The 19,345-nt window shown below is 59.9% G+C and carries 20 protein-coding genes; 13 read left to right on the plus strand and 7 right to left on the minus strand.

Going from position 1 to position 19,345, the window contains the following annotated elements; genetic code table 11:
- Positions 1-19: 19 nt before the first annotated feature.
- Entirely contained in the window at positions 20-322 is a 303-nt protein-coding gene (locus tag ACR0NJ_RS14765) for a DUF6476 family protein (RefSeq protein WP_480817897.1), read from the minus strand.
- On the opposite strand from ACR0NJ_RS14765, the gene ACR0NJ_RS14770 reads away from it, so the two are divergent.
- The 5 genes from ACR0NJ_RS14770 to ACR0NJ_RS14790 all read left to right on the plus strand — a co-directional run bounded on the left by ACR0NJ_RS14770 (position 321) and on the right by ACR0NJ_RS14790 (position 4,773).
- Positions 321-1,355 (plus strand): RluA family pseudouridine synthase, encoded by a 1,035-nt coding sequence (locus tag ACR0NJ_RS14770; RefSeq protein ID WP_480817898.1) that lies wholly within the window; start codon positions 321-323, stop codon positions 1,353-1,355. The two genes, ACR0NJ_RS14765 and ACR0NJ_RS14770, sit on opposite strands and share 2 nt — an antisense overlap.
- A gap of 146 nt (positions 1,356-1,501) precedes the next feature.
- Positions 1,502-2,398: an RNA polymerase sigma factor RpoH gene (gene rpoH, locus ACR0NJ_RS14775; RefSeq protein WP_480817899.1), complete on the plus strand. Its 897-nt coding sequence runs from the start codon at positions 1,502-1,504 to the stop codon at positions 2,396-2,398.
- 164 nt (positions 2,399-2,562) lie between these two features.
- Complete coding sequence (locus ACR0NJ_RS14780; protein WP_480817900.1) at positions 2,563-3,537, plus strand: Gfo/Idh/MocA family protein; 975 nt, start codon at positions 2,563-2,565, stop codon at positions 3,535-3,537.
- A gap of 59 nt (positions 3,538-3,596) precedes the next feature.
- Positions 3,597-3,866, plus strand: a complete 270-nt coding sequence (locus ACR0NJ_RS14785; protein ID WP_480817901.1) for a DksA/TraR family C4-type zinc finger protein — start codon at positions 3,597-3,599, stop codon at positions 3,864-3,866.
- A 16-nt stretch (positions 3,867-3,882) separates the two neighbouring features.
- On the plus strand, positions 3,883-4,773 hold the full coding sequence (locus ACR0NJ_RS14790; protein WP_480817902.1) for a DMT family transporter: 891 nt from the start codon (positions 3,883-3,885) through the stop codon (positions 4,771-4,773).
- On the opposite strand, the gene ACR0NJ_RS14795 is transcribed toward ACR0NJ_RS14790, so the two are convergent.
- The 3 genes from ACR0NJ_RS14795 to ACR0NJ_RS14805 form a co-directional block, all read right to left on the minus strand.
- Positions 4,774-6,594 carry a M3 family oligoendopeptidase gene (locus ACR0NJ_RS14795; protein ID WP_480817903.1) on the minus strand — a complete coding sequence of 607 codons (1,821 nt, stop codon included), beginning with the start codon at positions 6,592-6,594 and terminating at the stop codon, positions 4,774-4,776.
- A gap of 81 nt (positions 6,595-6,675) precedes the next feature.
- Positions 6,676-7,653 carry an alpha/beta fold hydrolase gene (locus ACR0NJ_RS14800; protein ID WP_480817904.1) on the minus strand — a complete coding sequence of 326 codons (978 nt, stop codon included), beginning with the start codon at positions 7,651-7,653 and terminating at the stop codon, positions 6,676-6,678.
- Entirely contained in the window at positions 7,653-7,943 is a 291-nt protein-coding gene (locus ACR0NJ_RS14805; protein WP_480610212.1) for an SCP2 sterol-binding domain-containing protein, read from the minus strand. The genes ACR0NJ_RS14800 and ACR0NJ_RS14805 overlap by 1 nt, the downstream gene beginning before the upstream one ends.
- A 71-nt stretch (positions 7,944-8,014) precedes the next feature.
- On the opposite strand from ACR0NJ_RS14805, the gene ACR0NJ_RS14810 reads away from it, so the two are divergent.
- The 6 genes from ACR0NJ_RS14810 (at position 8,015) to ACR0NJ_RS14835 (ending at position 13,857) form a co-directional block, all read left to right on the plus strand.
- The gene (locus ACR0NJ_RS14810) at positions 8,015-8,584 is read left to right on the plus strand and encodes a tetratricopeptide repeat protein (protein WP_480817905.1); all 570 of its coding nucleotides are present in this window, start codon (positions 8,015-8,017) and stop codon (positions 8,582-8,584) included.
- A gap of 21 nt (positions 8,585-8,605) precedes the next feature.
- Complete coding sequence (locus ACR0NJ_RS14815; protein ID WP_480817906.1) at positions 8,606-11,410, plus strand: helicase-related protein; 2,805 nt, start codon at positions 8,606-8,608, stop codon at positions 11,408-11,410.
- A 6-nt stretch (positions 11,411-11,416) separates the two neighbouring features.
- On the plus strand, positions 11,417-11,782 hold the full coding sequence (locus ACR0NJ_RS14820) for an RNA-binding S4 domain-containing protein (RefSeq protein WP_480817907.1): 366 nt from the start codon (positions 11,417-11,419) through the stop codon (positions 11,780-11,782).
- A gap of 66 nt (positions 11,783-11,848) precedes the next feature.
- Complete coding sequence (gene fdxA, locus ACR0NJ_RS14825) at positions 11,849-12,187, plus strand: ferredoxin FdxA (RefSeq protein ID WP_480817908.1); 339 nt, start codon at positions 11,849-11,851, stop codon at positions 12,185-12,187.
- Between the two features lie 283 nt (positions 12,188-12,470).
- Positions 12,471-12,980 carry a CarD family transcriptional regulator gene (locus ACR0NJ_RS14830; RefSeq protein WP_480610220.1) on the plus strand — a complete coding sequence of 170 codons (510 nt, stop codon included), beginning with the start codon at positions 12,471-12,473 and terminating at the stop codon, positions 12,978-12,980.
- A 106-nt stretch (positions 12,981-13,086) separates the two neighbouring features.
- Positions 13,087-13,857 (plus strand): ion channel, encoded by a 771-nt coding sequence (locus ACR0NJ_RS14835; protein ID WP_480817909.1) that lies wholly within the window; start codon positions 13,087-13,089, stop codon positions 13,855-13,857.
- Here the strand turns inward: ACR0NJ_RS14835 and cobS are convergent.
- Positions 13,854-14,615: an adenosylcobinamide-GDP ribazoletransferase gene (cobS, locus tag ACR0NJ_RS14840; RefSeq protein ID WP_480817910.1), complete on the minus strand. Its 762-nt coding sequence runs from the start codon at positions 14,613-14,615 to the stop codon at positions 13,854-13,856. The genes ACR0NJ_RS14835 and cobS overlap by 4 nt on opposite strands.
- 79 nt (positions 14,616-14,694) lie before the next feature.
- On the opposite strand from cobS, the gene cobT reads away from it, so the two are divergent.
- Positions 14,695-15,708, plus strand: a complete 1,014-nt coding sequence (gene cobT / locus ACR0NJ_RS14845) for a nicotinate-nucleotide--dimethylbenzimidazole phosphoribosyltransferase (protein WP_480817911.1) — start codon at positions 14,695-14,697, stop codon at positions 15,706-15,708.
- A gap of 31 nt (positions 15,709-15,739) precedes the next feature.
- On the opposite strand, the gene ACR0NJ_RS14850 is transcribed toward cobT, so the two are convergent.
- On the minus strand, positions 15,740-17,623 hold the full coding sequence (locus tag ACR0NJ_RS14850; RefSeq protein WP_480817912.1) for a monovalent cation:proton antiporter-2 (CPA2) family protein: 1,884 nt from the start codon (positions 17,621-17,623) through the stop codon (positions 15,740-15,742).
- A 19-nt stretch (positions 17,624-17,642) separates the two neighbouring features.
- The gene (locus ACR0NJ_RS14855) at positions 17,643-18,098 is read right to left on the minus strand and encodes an Lrp/AsnC family transcriptional regulator (RefSeq protein ID WP_480817913.1); all 456 of its coding nucleotides are present in this window, start codon (positions 18,096-18,098) and stop codon (positions 17,643-17,645) included.
- Positions 18,099-18,243: 145 nt separating this feature from the next.
- On the opposite strand from ACR0NJ_RS14855, the gene hppD reads away from it, so the two are divergent.
- Positions 18,244-19,341, plus strand: coding sequence for a 4-hydroxyphenylpyruvate dioxygenase (hppD, locus tag ACR0NJ_RS14860; RefSeq protein ID WP_480817914.1), 1,098 nt, complete (start codon positions 18,244-18,246; stop codon positions 19,339-19,341).
- Positions 19,342-19,345 lie beyond the last annotated feature (4 nt).

Consider the following 19,345-nt stretch of genomic DNA (forward strand, 5'->3'; position numbering starts at 1 on the left):
TTCAATCCAAGCTTCTGACCTATTCGACCGCAACCTCCTGTCGCAGCTTGCCGGTGGTTTTGTCAAAGATCAGAATGCGGTTGTCATCCGTGACCACCGCATACCAGTTGTTTCCAATCGTCAGCGCCTGCGCCCGCGCGCCGTCTGGCAGTTCGATCTGATCGGGCAGGGTGGGGGTGCGGTCCGAAAGCCGGATGACAATCAGCGCGAATGTCACTAGAACCCCGCCAATCATCACCGCGGTCAGTAACATGACCATGCGCCGCAACAGCCGAAGCTGCGGTGTTTCCTGCGGTTCCTGGGGTTCGGAAGGGACAGTCATGAGCACCCGCCAGATTGAGTTTCAGATCGCGGCCGCTCCGCCGCCCCGCCTTGATAAGGCGCTTTCGCGGGATGTACCACCCGAGGAAAACCTGTCGCGCACCCGTCTGGTCCGGTTGATCGAGGACGGCGCGGTTCTGGTGAACGGGACGCAGGCGCGGGATCCGAAATTCAAGGTGGCCGAGGGGGCCGTGGTCCTGATCACGGTGGCCGATGCCGAAGAAAGCCATATCGGCCCGGAGGATATCCCGTTGCAAGTCGTCTATGAAGACGACGATCTGATTGTGGTGAACAAGCCTGCAGGTATGGTCGTTCACCCGGCACCAGGCTCGCCCAACGGAACGCTGGTAAACGCGCTGCTGCATCACTGCGGCGATGACCTTTCGGGGGTGGGCGGTGTCAAACGCCCCGGCATTGTGCATCGCATCGACAAGGAAACTTCTGGCCTGCTGGTCGTCGCCAAATCCGATGCCGCGCATCACGGGCTGGCGGCCCAGTTCGAGGCGCACAGCGTCGAACGCTACTACCGGGCGCTCTGCTATGGCGTTCCGGACGCGAACGACCCGCGTTTGCGGGGCGTAAAAGGCGTGAGCTTTGAGCCCGGAAACATCATGCGCCTGACCACGCAACTGGCGCGGCACAAGACTGACCGCCAAAGGCAGGCGGTTCTGTTCCACGGCGGACGCCATGCCGTGACCCGTGCTCGAGTTGTGGAAACGTTCGGGCAACCGTCTGGGCTGGCGCTGATCGAATGCTGGCTGGAAACCGGGCGCACGCATCAGATTCGGGTTCACATGGCGCATGCAGGGCATGGGCTGGTTGGTGATCCCGTCTATGGCGGCAAGCGCAAATTGTCGGCCAAGGCGTTCAGCCCGACTGCAACAGATGCGGTGCGCGCTTTCCCGCGCCAGGCGCTGCATGCTGCTGTTTTGGGCTTTGAACATCCCGTGACAGGCGAAAACCTGCGGTTTGAGGCCGATTTGCCGGAAGATATGCAAAACCTGATTGCCCGGCTGCACGATCCGCTGACATAATGCGCAAAGTCCTGTGAGTAAGCGATTCTTATCTTTCCTTTACCAAGGTTTAATTTCAAACTGTTACCAGCACCTCTTGAACGGACAGGGTTCCTTACCCATATCCTATGTTAATAACGTAAACATTTGTCGGAGGGACATCATATATGGCAAACTACGCAAATCTCCCCGCACCGACGCCCGAGGGCGGCCTGAACCGCTATATGCAGGAAATTCGCAAATTTCCCCTGCTGGAGCCGGAAGAAGAATACATGCTGGCCAAGCGCTGGGTCGAAAAGCAGGACACCGAGGCGGCGCATAAAATGGTGACGTCGCACCTGCGTCTGGCCGCCAAAATCGCCATGGGCTACCGCGGCTACGGTCTGCCGCAGGCCGAGGTGATCTCGGAAGCCAATGTGGGCCTGATGCAGGCGGTCAAACGGTTTGACCCGGAAAAGGGATTCCGTCTGGCGACCTATGCGATGTGGTGGATTCGCGCCTCGATCCAGGAATACATCCTGCGGTCGTGGTCTTTGGTGAAGCTGGGTACGACCTCGGCTCAGAAGAAGCTTTTTTTCAACCTGCGCAAAGCCAAGGCACGCATCGGTGCCTTGGAAGAAGGTGACCTGCGCCCGGAAAACGTCACGCAGATCGCGAATGATCTGGGTGTGACCGAAGAAGAAGTGATCAGCATGAACCGCCGGATGTCCGGTGGCGATGCCTCGCTGAACGCCACGGTTGGGTCCGAAGGCGAAGGCACGATGCAATGGCAGGATTGGCTGGAAGACGAAGATGCCGATCAGGCCGGTGACTATGAAGCCCGCGATGAGTTGGAAGCGCGGCGTGAGCTATTGGCGGCCGCTTTGGATGTGCTGAATGACCGGGAAGAGGACATTCTGACCCAACGCCGCCTGATGGATCAGCCCGTCACGCTTGAGGAACTGAGCACGCAATATCACGTCAGCCGCGAGCGTATTCGCCAGATTGAGGTGCGCGCTTTCGAGAAGCTGCAGAAAAAGATGCGTGAGCTTGCGCGCGAAAAAGGAATGCTGGGCGCTGCCTGATTGGCCTGCTTTCCCAATCATCAAACCGGCCTGATCCTCGTCAGGCCGGTTTTCTCGCGTATAGGTGACTGTGACAGGCATGACAGACGGGCCTGCTCTTGGTAAAACGCTGGAAATCCGATAGCGCTAACGATGCGCGCAGCCAGCACAACAGAGGGACGATCATGCAAAAACCGGTTCAGTGGGGCATCCTTGGGGCCTCGAAATTCGCGCGCGAGCAAATGGCACCCGCCATCCACGCGGCCCACGGTGCCCGTTTGGCCGGGCTTGCCACGTCCGACCCGGCCAAGGCCGAACCATTTCTGCAGTTTTGTCCGGATTTGGATGTCTATGACAGCTATGACGCGTTGCTTGCTGACCCGGCAATCGACGCGGTCTATATCCCGCTGCCAAATCACCTGCATGTGGAATGGAGCTTGAAGGCGCTCGAGGCCGGCAAGCACGTTCTATGCGAAAAACCGATGACGATGCGCGCGGATGAATTTGATGCCCTGATCGCCAAGCGAGATCAAACCGGCCTGCTGGCGGCAGAGGCATATATGATCGTGCACCACCCCCAATGGCAACTGGCGCGCAAGTTGATTGCTGATGGGGCCATTGGCAAGCTGGTGCATGTGACCGGCGTGTTCAGCTATGACAACCGTGCGGATACGGGCAACATCCGCAACCGCCCGGAAACCGGCGGTGGCGGGCTGCGCGATATCGGCGTGTATGTGATCGGCAGCGCAAGGTTCGCAACGGGGCAGGAGCCCGCCCAAGTCACCGGCGCAATCCGGTGGGAGAATGATGTGGACGTCTTCACCGAAATCCGGGCGCGGTTCTCCGATTTCACCTATTCGGCTTACGTCTCGACCCGGATGCACCCGCATCAGGAGATGGAGTTTCACGGCGAAGGCGGCGTGATCCGCCTGACCGCGCCCTTCAACGCGCGTGTCTTTGGCGAGGCACGAGTGGAACTGCACCGTCCGGGGCTGGAACTGCAGGTCACACGTTTTCCAGGCGACGACCATTATAAGCTGCAGGTCGAAGCTTTCTGCCAGTCTGTCCGCGAGGGCACCGATTATCCGTGCCCGCTGGAATTCACACGCGGGACGCAGGAGATGATTGATCGCGTGTTCGACGGCGCGGTTTCGCTGTAACTTGCCCGATCCCGTGCGACCTGTGTATCCTGTCCGCCACCGATGCAAGGAGACAAGGCATGGCGGGCGGATGGGCGCGTGATGGCGCGGTAAGCGAACAGATCGAGGCGTCGATTTCGGACGAACTGGCGCGGATGCAGGCGCAGAAGCGACCCGTTGGCGAAAGCCTGACCCATTGTGCGGAATGCGAAGAACCCATTCCCGAAAAGCGCCGCATGGCCCTGCCGGGCGTGAAGTTGTGTCTGGATTGCCAGCAGGAACGTGACAGCGCGTTCAAGACGCGCGCAGGCATCAACCGGCGCGGATCGAAGGATAGCCAGCTTAAGTGAACGGCTGAGGGGCGTCGTGACACAGAACTCCGCAAAACGTGCGCCGCTTCTGCAGAACGGATTGTTTCTGGGATTTGCTGCGGCGTTTTTGTGGGGGACACATTCGGTCATTGTTCGGTATCTGACCGGTGATCTGGGCGGAATGCAGATCGCCGTGACCCGCTTGTTTATCGCGGCCTTGGCGATGTTCTGCATACTGCGCGTGATGCGCGCGCCGGTCTCCGTTCAGTTTCGGGATGGCAATTTTCGCCTCGCGGTTCTGGCGACCGTCGTGAACTATGTGCTGTTCCATGTCGGGCTGGAACATACCGGAGCCGCCAACGCGATGGTGCTGGAAAACACGGCCCCGTTCTTCGTGCTTCTGTTCCTCTATTTCTTCGCCGACACGCCCGTCACACGGATCGAAGTGCTGGCAACCGTGCTGGCCATCTTCGGCGTTTTCCTGACCGTTTTCAGAGACTTCCAAGGCGGAGGTGAACCGCTTTTCGGCGACATTTTGGAAATCGGCGCGGGGTTCAGCTGGGCGGCGTTTCTGATCGCCAGCAGTCGCGCGATGAAAGCCTCGCAATCAACGGCAGAGCGGTTGAATTTCCTGTTCGGCATATTCCTGTGCTCGGGCGTTCTGCTGGTGCCATTGGCCCTGTTTTCGATGCAGATGCCGACGGCCAACGACGTGGTTTTCCTGTTGCTTCTGGGAATCCTGCCGACCGCGCTGGCCTATTACCTGTGGTACGAGGCCGCTGCGCGTGTCTCGACCCTGACCGCGACGTTGATGTTCGCGGCGTCAGTGGTGTTTACGTTTATCAACTCGGCGCTGTTTCTGGGGGCCGCAATCACGCCGATTGCGGCCTTCGGGGCGGCGCTGATCGTGGCCGCCGTGTTCCTGACGACCAAAAGCCAGAAGTGATCAGCCTTCCATTGCTTCCAATTCGTCAATAAAGCCCGAGATCATCGACAGGCCCTTGTCCCAGAATTTGGGATCGCTGGCATCCAGGCCGAAGGGGGCCAGAAGCTCCTTGTGGTGCTTGGAACCACCGGCTCGCAGCATGTCGAAATACTTATCCTCGAACCCGTCTGCGCCGCTTTCGTAAACGGAATAAAGCGCGTTCACGAGGCCATCGCCGAAGGCATAAGCGTAGACGTAGAAAGGCGAGTGGACGAAGTGGGGGATATAGGCCCAGAACGTCTCGTACCCCTCCATGAATTCGAATGCGGGGCCAAGGCTTTCGGCCTGAACGCTCATCCAAAGGGCGTTGATGTCGTCGGGGGTCAACTCGCCTTCACGACGGGCGGCATGTAGCTTGCATTCGAAGTCATAGAACGCGATCTGGCGGACGACCGTGTTGATCATATCCTCGACCTTACCGGCCAGCAGCACCTTGCGCTGTTCCGGGGTTTCGGCCTGTTCCAGCATTTTACGGAAGGTCAGCATTTCGCCAAAGACCGAAGCGGTCTCGGCCAGTGTCAGAGGCGTCGATGACAGCATCTCACCCTGATCAGCGGCAAGAACCTGATGCACGCCGTGGCCCAATTCATGCGCCAGGGTCATCACATCGCGTGGCTTGCCCAGATAGTTGAGCATGACATAGGGGTGAACGTCGGTGACGGTTGGATGCGCAAACGCGCCCGGAGCCTTGCCCGGCTTCACGGCGGCATCAATCCAGCCTTTGGTGAAGAAGGGCGTTGCGATTTCGCCCATACGCGGATCGAAGGCGTTATAGGCGTCCATCACCGTTTTCTCGGCTTCGGTCCAATTGACAACGCGAGTGTCTTCCATCGGCAGGGGCGCGTTGCGGTCCCAGACCTGCATGACGTCCAGGCCCAGCCATTTGCGCTTTAGCTCATAGTAGCGATGGCTCAGCTTGGGGTAGGCGGCGACAACGGCCTCGCGCAGGGCCTCGACCACTTCGGGTTCGACGTCGTTCGACAAGTGGCGGCCGGTTTGCGCTGTTGGCATGTTGCGCCAGCGATCGACGATTTCCTTTTCTTTGGCTTGCGTGTTGTGCACACGGGCAAAGGTTTTGACGTTGTCCTGAAACACGCTGGCCAGTTCGCGCGCGGCAGCTTCGCGTTTGCTGCGGTCCTGTTCGGTCAGCAGGTTCAGGGTGCCCTCGATGTTCAACTCCTGATCGTCAACGGTAAAGGTCAGCCCCGCGATGGTTTCGTCGAACAGGCGTTCCCAAGCATCCCCCACGACGCCGAGATCGTGCAGGAATTTCTCCAACTCATCAGACAGTTGATAAGGTTTCATCGCGCGGATGCGGCGGAACACCGGTTCATAGCGGGCAAGGTCCGCATTCGCATCGAAATGCGATTTCAGTACATCGTCGTCGATCCGGTTGATCTCGAGCGTGAAGAACACCAAGGGAGTGGTGAAGATGGTGATCTTTTCCTGCATGTCCGACAGGAACTTTGCGCGCTCGGCATCCGTGGTCAGTTGATAATATCGCAGGCCAGCGAAAGACATGATCCGCCCGGCGATGGCGTTGATTTTTTCGTTGCGCTGGACACAGGTCAGCAGGCCCGCCGCATCCAAATCAGCCAGCTTGCCTTCGTAGTCTGCGGCAAACGAGGCGCACTCACCCTCAAGCCACTCCAGATCGCGCGAGATTTCAGGTGCGTCTTCCCCGGTGTAGAGATCGCTCAGATCCCATTCCGGCAGGTTGCCCAGATTGTCGGCACCGCCGACGGCGTTTGCATCACGAATGGGAAAGGGAAGGTCGCGCATGGATCACCTTTTGAAGATTGTTTGGCAAACATCTAGGGCTGGCGCGCCCGGATCACAAGCGGCCAGAGCCTGTCGCAATGATCAGCGCGACAGCGCGGGCTCGGGCGCGCCGTTGGATTGGTTGGCCAGAAAGTGCGCCGCCAACTGATCAAGCACCGGTCCACGAACGTCGGGTCCCTCCATCAGCACCTCGTGTTCGCCGTCGGGAATCTCGACCAGATTGCCTTTGGGCCAACTGGCCATGCGCGCCCGGATCGCCTTGCGGTCGACGATCTGTTCGTGACTGCCCATGAAGGTCAGACAGGGAACATCGGGCGCAGGTTGTTCGATCAACCAGGCACATTCGTCCAGAGATTCGCGCAGCCACAGGTTCGACGGCGCGCCAAGTGCCAGTTCGGGATGGGCAGTCAGCTGATCCTGCATCATCCTGTACATCTCAGGATCACGTGTCAGCACATTGCCGTCAAAGGGCTGCGACAGGACATAGCTTTCCAGCGTTGTCGTCGGAGGCGTCCATTGCCCCATACCCAGCGCCGTGCCCCAATAGGCCGTCACCCGGCTAAGCGGCTTCATGATCGGGGTGAAGAAAATACCCCACATCGGGCCGGTAAAGGCGCAGGCCGCGAAGCATTTGTGTTCGATCACTGCCCTCAGACCGATTGCACCGCCCATCGAATGCCCGACGACATACCACGGCTGGGGCAGGTCAAGTTCGGTGGCCAGATCAAGCACCGCTTGAACATCGCGTTGGTAGTCGGGGAAGTGATCGACATGGCCGATACGCGGATCATCCAGCAGCCGGTCCGCCAGCCCCTGTCCGCGCCAGTCGACAGCCAGCGTCGCAAACCCACGCTTTACGAATTCGGCGGCCGTGCTGCCGTATTTCTCAACGTATTCCGTGCGACCGGGAAACAGCATCACCGTGCCGTTTGCCGCGCCCTCGGGCAACCAGTGGCCCACGCGAATGCGTTTGTCGTCCGAGGTGCGCAGCCAATGCGCTGCGCCCCCGGCGGGGCCGCCGGCAATGGCTTCGAACAAGGGGGCCGGCGACAGGTCCATCAGGCCAGCACCGAGGCAAGCTTCATGGCGATCCCCATGTCTCCGTCCACGCTCAGCTTGCCGGACATGAAGGCGCCGGTTGGGTTCATCTCTCCGCTCAGGATTTGCTCGAACGTGTCGGCGTCCGCGCTCAGGGTCACGTCGGCTTCGTCGTCGCTGACGCGTGCGCCGTCGGCATCCAGCACGATATTGCCCAGATCGGTAATGGCAAACCGGGCCGAGGCGTCGAAAGCGCCGCTTTCGAGTTTTTCGTTCAGAGCAGCCGCCGCCTTTTCAAGAGTCACGCTCATGGTCTTCCTCACAGTTGTTTCTTGCGTCGTGAATGGACATCCTCTGTCTCGACGCTAAAGTGATGCTTGTTATGAGCATTGCAAGCACCAATCTCAAAGGTATCGTTGCGGCAACCGCAGTCCTAGTCATGTTTTCCACCAGTTGCATGGCGCAAGAGGCGGATTCCCGGGATGAGGGTGCGCTTTTGCAGCAATTGCAGGAATCGACCCCCGAACAGGCCATCGGGATCGAACGGCAGTTGAAAGCATTGTGGTCACTGTCGGGCTCTGCCTCGGCGGATTTGTTGCTGGAACGCGGGCGCGAGGCGATGGAAGATGGCGATATGGACGCGGCGCTGGATCACTTTACTGCGCTGACGGATCACGCGCCTGATTTCGCCGAAGGATGGCACGCGCGGGCGTCAGTATTTTTCGGGATCGAACGGTTCGGCATGGCCGCCGCCGATCTGGAATATGCACTGACCCTGAACCCGAATAATTTTGAGGCGATTTACGGCCTCGGCCTGATTTTCGAAATTCTGGACAAGCCCGAGCAGGCGTATGGTGCCTATGAGCGCGCGCTGGCTATACATCCCCACTATGAAGAAGTAACCAATGCCGTGAATCGACTGAAGCCTCAGGTCGAGGGCGCTGCGCTCTAAGATCCGGGGCAGGGGGCAAAGGTGAGCGGGTCATCCCGAATCGTGGCCGTACTTGGCCCGACCAACACAGGCAAAACCCATTACGCGATCGAGCGGATGCTGGGGTATCGGACCGGCGTGATCGGCCTGCCGCTGCGGCTGCTGGCGCGCGAGGTCTATGACAAGATCGTCGCCATCCGCGGGCCCTCGGTCGTGGCGCTGGTGACGGGTGAGGAGCGTATCGTACCGCCGCGCACTCAGTATTGGGTCTGCACGGTCGAGGCGATGCCCGAGGGCATGGGCGCGGATTTCGTGGCTATCGACGAAATCCAGCTGTGCGCAGATCCCGAACGCGGCCATGTCTTCACCGATCGCCTGCTGCGTATGCGCGGCACGCATGAGACGCTGTTTCTGGGTGCTGACACCATGCGCGGCGCAATCGCCGCGCTGGTGCCCGAGGCGCAGTTCGTGCGGCGCGAGCGGATGTCGCAACTGGTCTATTCCGGTTCGAAGAAAATCAGCCGGATGCCCGCGCGCAGCGCCATCGTCGGCTTCTCGGTCGACAACGTCTATGCCATTGCCGAGCTGTTGCGTCGACAAAAGGGCGGGGCGGCTGTGGTCATGGGCGCGCTCAGCCCGCGCACCCGGAACGCGCAGGTCGATCTCTATCAGAATGGCGAGGTCGACTATCTGGTCGCCACCGACGCCATCGGCATGGGCCTGAACCTTGATGTGGACCATGTGGCGTTTTCATCGCTGACCAAGTTCGACGGGCGGCGGATGCGCGCCTTGGCCCCCAACGAACTGGCGCAAATCGCCGGGCGGGCCGGGCGCGGCATGTCGGATGGTACCTTCGGCGTGACCGGAGAGGCGCCTCCGCTGGATGAAGGTACGGCGCAAGCGATCATGGACAGCCGCTTTACGCCGATGAAAAAGCTGAATTGGCGGAATGCTGCTTTGCGGTTCGGTTCGGTTGACGCGCTGATAGACTCGTTAGAGGTCAGCCCTAACAGCGAACATCTGATCAAAGCGCGGCCCGCCGACGACCTGAATGCGCTAAAATCGCTCTCGCAAGTGACCGAGGTGATGGCCCGCGCCAGCGACCCGCAATCGGTGCGTCTGCTGTGGGATGTCTGCCGAATCCCCGATTTTCGTGGTATCAGCCACGCCGAACACGCCAGCCTGCTGGAAGTGATCTATGGCCACCTGCATGAACGCGGGTCCATACCTGATGAATTCATGGCGCGGCAAATCCGCCGGATCGACCGAACAGATGGGGATATTGATGCGCTCTCCAAACGGCTGGCATATATTCGCACCTGGACATATGTTGCGCAGCGAAATGGCTGGGTGCGTGACGAATCCCATTGGCGTGACGAAACGCGCACTGTAGAAGACAGGCTGTCGGACGCTCTGCATGACCGTTTGACCCAACGATTTGTGGACCGGCGCACATCCGTGTTGCTGCGCCGGCTCAAACAGAAGGAGGCCCTTTTGGCCGAAGTAAATGACAAGGGTGAAGTGACCGTCGAAGGCGAATTCGTCGGTCGTCTGGAAGGGTTCCGGTTTATCCCGGACAAAGCCGCGCAGGGGACCGAGGCGAAAGCCTTGAAATCCGCGTCTTTGCAAGCACTCGCACCGCAATTCCATCTGCGTGCCGACCGCTTCTATAACGCGCCCGATACCGAAATTGATTTCACCGATCAGGGTGGCCTGATGTGGGGCGAATATGCCGTCGGCAAGCTGGTTGCCGGGGCAGAACCGCTCAAGCCGCTGGTCGAGGTTTTTGTGGATGAAGCCGCAGGGCCGGACGTCGAACAGAAAGTGCAACGTCGCCTGCAGCATTTCATCGACCGCAAGGTGGCTGCCCTGTTCGAGCCGCTGTTGAACCTGTCGCGCGACGAGGAACTGACCGGTCTTGCCAAGGGCTTTGCCTTCCGCATGGTCGAAGCGCTGGGCGTGCTGCCGCGCGCGCAGGTCGCGCAAGAGGTAAAGGATCTGGATCAGGACGCCCGCGGCGCGCTGCGCAAGCATGGCATCCGGTTCGGCCAGTTCACCATCTTCATGCCTCTGCTGCTGAAACCCGCGCCGACGCGTCTGCGTCTGGTGTTGTGGGCGCTGTCGGGCGGTCTGCAGGAATTCCCCGAAGCGCCGCCTCCGGGTCTGGTCACCGTGCCTGTCGCCAAGGATGCGCCGCAGGGCTATGACACCATGTGCGGCTACCGCGATGCAGGCGAGCGGTCTATCCGCATCGATATGCTGGAACGTCTGGCCGACATGCTGCGTGCCGAAGACAGCCGGGGCGGGTTCGAAGCCAAGGCCGATATGCTTTCGATCACTGGCATGACGCTGGAACAGTTCGCCGACCTGATGCAGGGCTTGGGCTACAAGGCCGAGCGTGGTGAGCGTGAAAAGGTCAAGGCCGCACCGGTCGAACAACCTGCCGCAGAAGCGTCCGAGCAACCTGCCGTCGAAGAAACCCCGGCAGACGCCGTTGCGACGGAAGAGGAGAGCGTACCCGCCGAGGCGCCAGCCGAGGCCACCGAAAGCACCGAGGCGGCAGCCGAGGCCCCCGCAACGGAACCTGCATCGGACGAGCCCGAGGTCGAGGTGTTCTATACCTTCACATGGGGTCGCCAGCGCCAGCAAAACCGTGGCCCGCGCCGTGAACAGGGGCAGGGCAAGGGCAAGCCGCGCGGGAAACCTCAGGGTAAGCCGCAGGGTAAGAAGGGCGGCAAGCCTCAGGGTGCCAAGTCGTTCTCGTCGCGGCATCCGAAGAAGGAAAAGGCCATCGATCCCGACAACCCGTTTGCCGCCGCGCTGATGGGTCTGAAGGACGGCAACTAAAAGCCGATGGCCGAGGCCAAGCTGCGGATCGACAAATGGTTGTGGCAGGCGCGTTTCTTCAAGACCCGTAGCCTGGCAGCCAAACAGGTCAGCGGCGGCCATGTCCGGCTGAACGGAAACCGGGTGCTGAAACCGGCGCAGGCGGTGGCCCCCGGCGACGTTCTGACCTTTCCGCAAGGCCGGATCGTCCGTGTTGTCCGGATCGAAGCACTGGGCGCGCGGCGCGGCCCGGCCCCCGAGGCGCAGGCCTTGTACTTCGATATGACCGAAAAACAGGACGTACCGCCCAGGAATCCGGGATTTGAGGGAAAAGGTCGTCCGACCAAGAAAGAACGGCGTGCGCTTGATCTTTCTCGCACCCCAAAGGGGTGATCTTCTCTTGAAGAGGCGGGCAGACTGAATTAGCTAAACGCCCAAAGCGCAAACGGGAAATCCAAAATGACCTATGTTGTCACCGAAAACTGCATTGGCTGCAAATACACCGACTGTGTTGAGGTATGCCCGGTGGACTGTTTCTACGAAGGCGAGAACACGCTGGTCATTCACCCCGACGAATGCATCGACTGCGGCGTCTGCGAACCCGAATGCCCCGCCGACGCGATCCGCCCCGACACCGAGCCGGGGATGGAGCAGTGGGTCGAGTTCAACCGGAAATACTCGGAAATGTGGCCGGTGATCATCACCAAGAAAGACCCCTTGCCCGAAGCCGAGGAACGCGATGGCGAAGAAGGCAAGATGGAGAAGTATTTCTCGGAAGCGCCGGGCGAAGGCGGGTAAGCGATTCGCACCTAAATTTTAAAGTGAAATTTGAGCGATGCGTGGCTAGAACATTGAAAACGCTTAATATTCACCCATCTGCGAAAGTGCGAACTTTCAGGTGTCGTATTTTTGTGATATAATCACTCCCACATGATGACCAAAATTGGGATGCACTCCGTAAGTATGCTCACTTTGGAGTTCTGAATTTGTGACAATACCACCGCCTGACGGGGCTGAAAAAGTCCCCGCACGTGGTGTTTTTGTCGCCTGCGTTCCAAACTGTAACCAAGGATAAAACTGAATGACAAAGTCGAAAAAGCTTGAGTTCCGCCCGAACGACTATGTTGTCTACCCCGCCCATGGCGTGGGTCAGATCATCTCGATCGAAGAACAGGACGTCGCAGGCTTCACGCTCGAGCTGTTTGTCATCTCGTTTGAGAAAGACAAAATGACCCTGCGCGTGCCGACCAACAAGGTGACTGAAAGCGGCCTGCGCTCGCTCAGCTCACCGGATGTGATCAGCCAAGCGATGAAGACGCTGAAGGGCAAGGCCAAGGTGAAGCGCGCCATGTGGTCGCGCCGGGCGCAGGAATATGAACAAAAGATCAACTCGGGCGATCTGATCTCGATTGCCGAAGTGGTCCGCGACCTGCACCGCACCGACGACCAGCGCGAGCAGAGCTATTCCGAGCGTCAGCTTTATGAAGCCGCGCTGGAACGCCTGACCCGCGAAGTTGCCGCCGTATCTGGCGCGGGCGAGATTTCGGCTGCCAAGCAGGTGGATGAGGTTCTGACCTCGCGCGCCGCTTAAGAGCTAACACATTGCATCAAGGGCCGTCCCCTGCGGGGCGGCCCTTTTTCGTGGCTTGGTGAAACCCGCATTTGGCGCTAATTTTCCTGTAGCCAAAGGCGGATACATGGCCAGGATAAAGCAAACCGTTAAGTTTCTGTACGTCGCGCATGAACCGGTTTCGGTCTGGTTCCGCTATGGGCTGATCCTGTTTGATGCGGTGTCGATTGTGTTTTTCGTGGCCACGGCGAATATTCCACATGGTCCGGGGATCACCCTTGCCAGCCTGTGCATCGGAGCCGTAATCCTACTGGATTTTTCGGCCCGCATGTGGATTGCGAAAGATCGCTGGAAGCTATTGCGGCAGATTTACACGCTAGCGGATATCGTGGTGATCGCCTCGCTGATCCTCGATCCGTTTTTGACCGGGAATCTTGCGTTTCTGCGCATCCTGCGGGCCTTGCGCCTGATCCACTCCTACCACCTACTCAGGGACCTGCGGCGGGACAGCAGCTTTTTCCGCACCCACGAAGACGCGGTGATCGCGGCGATCAATCTGTTGGTGTTTGTCTTTGCAACTTCGACGGCGGTTTTGGTGTTCTTCGTTCCCGAAGACAGCCAAACGCCCTATATCGACGCGTTGTACTTCACGATGGCAACACTTACGACGACAGGGTTCGGAGACATAACTCTGGCCTCCCCCGCAGGTAAGCTGTTCTCCGTCTTTATCATGGTGGTCGGCGTCGCCCTGTTCGTGCGGCTGGCGCAGGCGATCTTCATGCCGCAGAAGGTGCGCCACAAGTGCCCAAGCTGCGGGTTGTATCGGCACGACCCGGACGCGGTGCATTGCAAACATTGCGGGCACACTCTGCGGATTGAGACGGGCGGGGCGTCCTAAATCTGGGCGCTGATGGCCAGCAGAAAGGCGATTTCGGACAGTTGCTGCGCAGCGCCTAGGATGTCTCCGGTCTGACCGCCGATTTTCTTTCGTGCGACCCATGTCAGGATGCCAACGGCTAAGGTGGCGGCAAGAGCTGCTTTCACGGCCAGAGTTCCGCAAAGAATAGCTGCGATCAAGACGGCCAATCCCAGTGAAACGCCAACCGAAGCCCAGCGCGGAGTGCCAACCGAATGGCTCAGGCCCGAATTGCGGGCATTCGGCAAAGAGGCCATCAAAACCGGCATCAGGGCCCGAGAAAACACGCAAGCGGCCAGAACCGCCCAGATCGGTCCGGTCGCCAAGACCGCAGCAATGGCGGCGACGCGGAGAAGCTGCGAGATCAGCAAGGCAAGCACGCCATAGGTTCCGATATGGCTGTCCTTCATGATTTCTAAACGGCGTTCTGGGGTAAACCCGCCCCAGAGGCCATCGAATGTGTCGGCTAGGCCATCTTCATGCATCGCGCCGGTCGTCAGCATCAGAACGGCAACCACTAGAACGGCTGCGGCAAAGGGCGACAAATATGCATCAGCCAACCAACCCGTCAGGCAGGCCAACCCGCCCACAACCAAGCCCACCACTGGAAAAACCCAGACCGCCTGCGCCTGCCGAGCAAAGACCCGCTCGGGCAGCCGGGGCAGGGGCAGGCGGGTCAGCAGAACCAGCGCCAGCGGGATGTCCCACGCGGAAAAGGGTTTGGTGTCGTTTTTATGCACTCCCGCGCCTTTCGGGGTCTTGTCGGTTTGGTTGCTTCGGTTAAACACACAGGACCACTCTGATGCAATGAGGCTTTGGATGCTGCCCGAACTTAATGATTTGAAGACCTTCCGTGATGCGTTGACAACCGCTCCGGGTCCGGATGAAGCTGCGCTGAGCGGCGCGGCGGACCGAAACGGGCAATTGACCAAACCTCCGGGCGCGTTGGGGCGGCTCGAGGATTTGGCGATCTGGTACGCCGGTTGGCGCGGGGATGCGCGGCCTCAGATCACCGCGCCGCAGGTCATCGTGTTTGCGGGCAACCACGGCGTCACGGCGCAGGGCGTTTCCGCCTTTCCGCCCGAGGTCACGGTACAGATGGTGATGAACTTTCAACACGGCGGTGCGGCGATCAACCAGTTGGCCAAGTCGGCCGATGCGAAGATGGACGTGCACGCGCTCGACTTGGACCGGCCGACCGCAGACTTCACCCAATCCCCCGCGATGAGCGAAGAGGAGTTCCTGGACGCCCTGCGCACCGGTTGGCAGGCCGTTGACCCCGGGTCCGACCTGTTGGTGGTTGGCGAGATGGGGATCGGCAACACGACCCCCGCCGCCGCGATTGCCTGCGCGTTGTTTGGTGGTGAGGCCGCCGACTGGACCGGGCGCGGCACTGGCGTCGACGATGCGGGGCTAGCCAACAAGACCCGCGTCGTGGCCGAGGGCGTGGCTCTGCACGGCGGGTCGGACGACGGGCTGGACATCCTGCGTTGCCTCGGCGGGCGCGAGATTGCAGCAATGGCGGGGGCCATTGCCGCAGCGCGGGTCCTGCGCATCCCGGTCATTTTGGACGGGTTCATCTGCTCGGCGGCGGCGGCCTGCCTTGCGCAGATGTCGGACAGTGCGCTGGATCACGCCATAGCAGGCCATCAAAGCGCTGAAGGGGCCCATGGGGCGGTTCTGGCTCGGTTGGGCAAGGAACCCCTGCTGAACCTCGGCCTGCGCCTTGGCGAAGGCTCGGGCGGGGCGCTTGCGATCAACATTCTAAAAAGCGCCGTTGCCTGCCATTCGGGCATGGCCACCTTTGCCGAGGCAGGTGTGTCTGACGGCTGATTGCCGACCCTGACCGGGGCAAGCGCGCCGGTCAGGCTGACTTTTTGGCGTGTTCCTCCGCCAGCTCAAGCAGCGCCGTTTCCAGATCTTTCTCCAACCGTCGGGCGCGGTCGATATACTTCTTGTTCTCAGCAGTTGGCAGGCCCGGCACCCAAAGCTCGGCCAGTTCGCGGACCGAAGTCCGGTCGTGATGATAAAACGTCTGCTCGGCCTGCGCGGCTTCGTATTCGCTCAGCCCGATGTTTTCCAGAACGTAGCGGCCAGCCCGTAGAGAACTGTCGAACATCTCGCGCACAATGTCGTTCGCGCCTGCCTGATACAGCTCGTACACATGGGTGCGGTCGTGGGCGCGCGCGATGATGTGCAGATCGCGCCGCTGGCGGCGCGCGTAGCTGACCAGCCGGGTGACCTGAGTGCGATCGTCCATGGCTGCCACCAGGACGGATGCTTTTTCAAGCCCCGCGGCGCGCAGCAGTTCGGGCCGTGTGGGATCGCCAAGGAACCCTTTGACGCCAAATCGGCGCATCAGTTGGATTGTCTCGATGTCGTGGTCCAGAACGATGGTTTTGAACCCGCTGGCACGCACCAGTCGGTTGACGATCTGGCCGAACCGCCCGATCCCCGCGATGATCACCGGCCCTTTTTCGTCGATCTCGTCCGGTTCCACCTCGGACGTCACCTCGCCAATTTTCCGGGATAGAAGATCAAAGAGGATGAACAGCAACGGAGTGATCAGCATCGTCAGCGCGATGATCATCAGCAGTTTCTGCGACAAATCCCGGGGGATAACGTTCTGTTGCATCGAAAACGCCAGTAGGACGAAACCGAACTCACCCGCCTGCGCCAGCCCCAGCGTAAACAGCCAGTGATCGCGGCCCCGCAGCTTGAAGGCCTTGCCGACCAGAAACAGGATGATCCCCTTGGCCAGAATGACCAGCAGGGCCAGACCGATCAAATCAAACGGGTCGTTGAAGAAATAGGCAACGTTGATTCCGGCCCCGACGGTGATGAAGAACAGCCCGAGAAACAGCCCTTTGAAGGGTTCAAGGTCGCTTTCCATCTCGTGCCGGAATTCCGAGTTGGCCAGAACGACGCCAGCCAGGAACGCGCCCAACGCGGGCGACAGGCCCACCAGCGTCATCAGGAATGAGATACCGACCACAATCATCAAGGCCAGCGCCGTATACATCTCGCGCAGGTGTGTGGCGTGGATGAACCGGAACAGCGGTCGGGTCAAGTAGATGCCCGCCAGAATGACAAAGGCTACGGCGGCGAGGGTGACCAGTGTCACCGCCCATCCCGGCAGCCCTTCGACCAGCGACAGGCTGTGATGAGCCGCGCCGTGATGATCGTCACCGGCTCCGCGGTCGATTGAGCCATCGGCCTGAATATGCGGCATCGCGGGCAGGGCTAGCAGGGGCAGGAACGCCAGAATTGGAATAACCGCAATATCCTGCGTCAACAGAACAGAGAAGGTCGCGCGTCCGCCATTGGTCTGCATCAACCCCTTTTCGGACAGGGTCTGTAACACAATCGCCGTTGACGACAGCGACAAGGTCAGCCCCACCGCCAGCGCGACGGACCACGGGTGGTTTGCGTACATCGCCACGGCAGCGATGACGGCGGTGGACAGGGCGACCTGCAGACCGCCAAGGCCCAGCAGCCTGTCGCGCATGTCCCACAAGGCGCGTGGCTCAAGTTCCAGTCCGATCAGGAACAGCATCATCACGACGCCAAACTCGGCGACGTGCTGCAATTCCTCGGTTTCGGCACCGACCAGCCCCAGGACCGGCCCGATGATGATACCGGCGGCCAGATAGCCCAGCACCGACCCCAGCCCCAGACGCGCCGAAAGGGGTACGGCGATCACGGCGGCGGCCAGATAGATCGAAGCCTGATAAAGGAACTCGTCCATGTTTTTCCTCTTGCGCCGGTCAGGTTGGCAGGGGGGCGTCTCGTTTAAGCTGGTCCATCACGATCTGGCTTTGGACACGTGCAACAGCAGGATGCGGCAGGATCACCTGATGAAGCAAGCTGTTGAGGGCGGAAAGATCATCGCAATAGACATGCAGCAGGTAATCTGCCTCACCCGTCATCGTCCAGGCGCTGGTGATTTCCGGTCGGGTGTCGACCATGCGGGCGAAACTGGCCGATTGCTCGGGGCCATGAGTGCCCAGATGGACCTGAATGAACCCCTGTACGTGCAGCCCCAGTTTCAGGGGGTCAAGCCGCGCGGCATAGCCGGTGATGTATCCTTCGGCCTCAAGCCGTTGCCGCCGTCGTCCGGCCTGACTGGGCGACAGGTTCAGCATCTCGCCCAACTGATGCGCCGTCAGATGGGCATTCTTCTGCAAGGCTGAAAGAAGATGCGTGTCTGTGGCGTCAAGCATATGCGGCGTATTCCCGTATTTTTATCTTCGTGTGCGAGATTTGCGCGTCTACCCAGAGTTTACAGGAAAACAATGCGCAGAAAAAGCGTTGGATAAGGCGTATTTTGGAATCAGCAAAGAATTTCCTGTTCGAAAGGAGGCACCCATGGGTCCTTTCCCGCATAACGCCCCAAAATCCGTCATCAGTGACGAAAACCCCGCCGGAACCGATGGCTTTGAGTTTGTCGAATTCGCACATCCCGAGCCTCAGGAATTGCGCGACCTGTTCGCCAAGATGGGGTTCGAGCTGGTGGCCCACCACAAACAGAATCCTGCTGTAGAGCTTTGGCAGCAGGGTGATGTCACCTACATCTTGAACGCGGACCCGAACAGCTTCGCTGACAAGTTCGTGGCCGAGCACGGCCCCTGCGCCCCGTCGATGGGGTGGCGCGTCGTGGATGCGCAAAAGGCCTATGAGCATGCGGTATCGAAAGGGGCCGAGCCTTATGACGCCGCCGACAAGACCATGGATGTGCCAGCGATTAAGGGCATTGGCGGGTCGCTGATCTATTTCATCGATCAGTACTATGACACCTCGCCCTATAACCAAGAGTTCGACTGGATCAAGCAGTCCAAACCGCGGGGTGAAGGGTTCTACTACCTCGATCACCTGACCCACAATGTCTACAAAGGCAACATGGACAAGTGGTTCAAGTTCTACGGCGACCTGTTCAACTTCCGTGAAATCCGCTTCTTCGACATTCAGGGCAAGTTCACCGGGCTGTTTAGCCGTGCTCTGACCTCGCCTTGTGGCCGCATTCGCATTCCGATCAATGAAGATCGCGGTGAGACGGGCCAGATCGTGTCGTACCTGAAGAAATACAAGGGTGAGGGCATTCAGCACATCGCGGTTGGCAGCGAGGATATCTATGCCTCGACCGATGCCATCGCTGAAAACGGGCTGAAATTCATGCCGGGTCCCAATCAGGCCTATTACGACATGTCGACTGAGCGTGTGACGGACCATGAAGAGCCGCTGGACCGGATGATGAAGCACGGCATTCTGATCGACGGCGAAGGCGTCGTGGATGGGGGGGAGACGCGGATTTTGCTGCAGATCTTCTCGAAAACCGTGATCGGACCGATCTTCTTCGAATTCATTCAGCGCAAGGGCGATGATGGGTTCGGCGAGGGGAACTTTCAGGCCCTGTTCGAATCCATCGAACGGGAACAGATCGAAACCGGTGAGATTTCGGCGGCCTGAAGCC

The sequence above is a fragment of the Ruegeria sp. F11 genome (genome assembly GCF_056533855.1).

Excerpts from the sequence above, each read along its gene's own strand:
- ACR0NJ_RS14770 (WP_480817898.1), top strand. The coding sequence starts at position 321 with ATGAGCACCCGCCAGATTGAGTTTCAGATCGCGGCCGCTCCGCCGCCC.
- ACR0NJ_RS14765 (WP_480817897.1), bottom strand. The coding sequence starts at position 322 with ATGACTGTCCCTTCCGAACCCCAGGAACCGCAGGAAACACCGCAGCTT.
- rpoH (WP_480817899.1), top strand. The coding sequence starts at position 1,502 with ATGGCAAACTACGCAAATCTCCCCGCACCGACGCCCGAGGGCGGCCTG.
- ACR0NJ_RS14780 (WP_480817900.1), top strand. The coding sequence starts at position 2,563 with ATGCAAAAACCGGTTCAGTGGGGCATCCTTGGGGCCTCGAAATTCGCG.
- ACR0NJ_RS14785 (WP_480817901.1), top strand. The coding sequence starts at position 3,597 with ATGGCGGGCGGATGGGCGCGTGATGGCGCGGTAAGCGAACAGATCGAG.
- ACR0NJ_RS14795 (WP_480817903.1), bottom strand. The coding sequence starts at position 6,594 with ATGCGCGACCTTCCCTTTCCCATTCGTGATGCAAACGCCGTCGGCGGT.
- ACR0NJ_RS14800 (WP_480817904.1), bottom strand. The coding sequence starts at position 7,653 with ATGGACCTGTCGCCGGCCCCCTTGTTCGAAGCCATTGCCGGCGGCCCC.
- ACR0NJ_RS14805 (WP_480610212.1), bottom strand. The coding sequence starts at position 7,943 with ATGAGCGTGACTCTTGAAAAGGCGGCGGCTGCTCTGAACGAAAAACTC.
- ACR0NJ_RS14810 (WP_480817905.1), top strand. The coding sequence starts at position 8,015 with ATGAGCATTGCAAGCACCAATCTCAAAGGTATCGTTGCGGCAACCGCA.
- ACR0NJ_RS14820 (WP_480817907.1), top strand. The coding sequence starts at position 11,417 with ATGGCCGAGGCCAAGCTGCGGATCGACAAATGGTTGTGGCAGGCGCGT.
- fdxA (WP_480817908.1), top strand. The coding sequence starts at position 11,849 with ATGACCTATGTTGTCACCGAAAACTGCATTGGCTGCAAATACACCGAC.
- ACR0NJ_RS14830 (WP_480610220.1), top strand. The coding sequence starts at position 12,471 with ATGACAAAGTCGAAAAAGCTTGAGTTCCGCCCGAACGACTATGTTGTC.
- ACR0NJ_RS14835 (WP_480817909.1), top strand. The coding sequence starts at position 13,087 with ATGGCCAGGATAAAGCAAACCGTTAAGTTTCTGTACGTCGCGCATGAA.
- cobT (WP_480817911.1), top strand. The coding sequence starts at position 14,695 with ATGCTGCCCGAACTTAATGATTTGAAGACCTTCCGTGATGCGTTGACA.
- ACR0NJ_RS14850 (WP_480817912.1), bottom strand. The coding sequence starts at position 17,623 with ATGGACGAGTTCCTTTATCAGGCTTCGATCTATCTGGCCGCCGCCGTG.
- ACR0NJ_RS14855 (WP_480817913.1), bottom strand. The coding sequence starts at position 18,098 with ATGCTTGACGCCACAGACACGCATCTTCTTTCAGCCTTGCAGAAGAAT.
- hppD (WP_480817914.1), top strand. The coding sequence starts at position 18,244 with ATGGGTCCTTTCCCGCATAACGCCCCAAAATCCGTCATCAGTGACGAA.